This is a genomic window from Candidatus Melainabacteria bacterium RIFOXYA2_FULL_32_9, assembly GCA_001784615.1.
Taxonomy (GTDB): Bacteria; Cyanobacteriota; Vampirovibrionia; order Gastranaerophilales; family UBA9579; genus UBA9579.
Map to the genome: position 1 here is coordinate 11,999 of MFRQ01000024.1, position 2,148 is coordinate 14,146.

Genomic DNA, 2,148 nt, shown 5'->3' on the forward strand with positions numbered 1-2,148 from the left:
TAGAGCCTATTCCAGACAAGACTAGATGATTATTAACATTCTTTATGGTGTTAATTACCATATTCTGATCATTAGAATTTTTCAAATGGACTAAAGGCTTCTCTTGTTTTTCAGGCTCATCAATTACTTTTTCCTTAGTTTCAGTAACAAGCTGGGCTTCACCTTCTTTTTTTTCTGCACTTTTCTCATTGTTTATTTTAATAAAATCCTGAGTATTATCTTCTGTATCCTTGTCTCGATACACTGAAGGTGCAGAATATTTTTGAACCTCAATTCCATTAATCTTGAAAATTAATGTATTATCAGACTTATGAAAGGATAATTTTTTTAAATTTTCTTTAGAATCCGCAGTAAATACTACCCTTACTATACTGGGGTCAGCAGAAAATTGAGCTATTCTTACATTTGTGATACCAGTATTAGCAAGATTAATAGAGCGTCTGGTTCCTATTAATACAGCATTAGGAATATCTAAAACAACTCGCTGAGGATTCTCAAGCTTAACGACCTTATAATTGTCAACCCCACTAGTGTTTTTACCGTTTATTAATAATAATTTGCCTGCATCGTCAGAAACAATGTTAGTAATTATAAAATTATCATTTGCAAATACGGGCAGCCCAGAAATTAGCAAGATAATCAAAGTAATTACCAATGAAAAATACTTTAAAAATACTGTCCTGTTTTGCATATAAAGTCCCTATATAACTGGAATGACCTACTCTAAAAGATACTTTAGCTTTAATACAAAGAAAGATAATAAGTGGTAGACATATAATATAAAAAGTATTGGCAATGACGAGGGATCTTACCTTTTGGATAATATTATGCACTATTTTTATCTTTGAGTCATGTATTTTAGAAATGATTAATAGGGTAATATTTAACTAGCCATTTGACTTAGCCTTGGGAAACTTAGATCCAGACAGAAGCTTCCGGGATAATTTACTCAATGGCAAGGTTTGTATGTAAACATTTCCAGGTCCGACTAATGTAACAAAAAATAAACCTACACCACCAAATATAGCAGTCTTGATATTCCCAACATATTTGATGTCATAGTCAACAGAAGGATCAAAAGCCACTACACAACCAGGATCAAGTTTGATGATTTCTCCTTGCCCTAAAGTCTTTTTTATAATAGTTCCGCAAGATTGAACAAATACAGTCCCCTCTCCTGTTAACTTTTGTAAAATAAAACCTTCTCGTCCAAATAAACCTGCCCCAATTCGCTTTGCAAAAGCAACTTCAATATTTATGCTGCTATCAGAACAAAGATAAGCCTGTTTTTCACAAATCAGTCCTTCTTTAGGAATTTCAACAGGGATAATCTTGCCAGGCACAGGTGAACTGAAAACAACTTCGCCCGTTCCAAGATCAGAGCTGAATCTAGTTAAAAAGAAATTCTCTCCTACAATAGTTCTTTTAAATCCACTTAAAATTCTTTTCGCAAAACCACGTTCTCCCAAAGTAACATCCATTTTTACGTTATCGCTGGTATAAACAAGACTACCAGGGTCTGCAAATACAGATTTTGCTTCAGAAAGCCTGATAATTACAGCCTGTAAATCATTACCTATAACTTCATAATCACTCTTATTCAACATAATTATTTCGCCTTATATTGACTTTTTAAACTTAAAGTCTATCAGACAACTTAGTATATCATTATCAATCATATTTATTTTTGCCCAAAACTCTAATATTTTATTATAATTATTGTATGTAAGGATTGGGGAAATAAATTTATGCAGGAGAATATTTTAAGCAATCGCTGGTACGATAGAGGCCCTAAAATGGTGGAAGTCCTAGAGCTTATAGAATCTCTTTCTCAAATAGAGCAAGAAGAACTAGGCACAACTTTAATCCAGCTTGTTAATATATTAAGAAAAAATAGAAAAGAAGATGAAATTCCTATCAGTATAGGAAAAAATAGAGTTTTAGGTCTGTATAAGTCTTCTAACAAGAGACGCTGGTATGATAGAAATCCTGTGTTAATGAGTGCTATGAACGTACTTAGCACCCTTCCTGTTGATGACTGCAATATAATTCTTGAAGGCATGTTATTAACACTGGACGATCAAGATTAAATTTTTCAATTAAGGACAGCGAAAAAAATACTTATGGATTTTGATGAAAAAATGCGAA

2 protein-coding genes and 1 pseudogene (1 of these 3 running past the window's edge) are annotated in these 2,148 nt (G+C 32.6%); 1 reads left to right on the forward strand and 2 read right to left on the reverse strand.

Annotated elements, in window-relative coordinates:
- A pseudogene (locus A2255_06055) lies at positions 1–691 on the reverse strand (hypothetical protein) (it extends 44 nt beyond the left edge of the window).
- 196 nt (positions 692–887) lie between these two features.
- Positions 888–1,607, reverse strand: coding sequence for a TIGR00266 family protein (locus A2255_06060; protein ID OGI22951.1), 720 nt, complete (start codon positions 1,605–1,607; stop codon positions 888–890).
- Between the two features lie 141 nt (positions 1,608–1,748).
- On the opposite strand from A2255_06060, the gene A2255_06065 reads away from it, so the two are divergent.
- Complete coding sequence (locus A2255_06065) at positions 1,749–2,090, forward strand: hypothetical protein (protein OGI22952.1); 342 nt, start codon at positions 1,749–1,751, stop codon at positions 2,088–2,090.
- Positions 2,091–2,148: the final 58 nt, after the last annotated feature.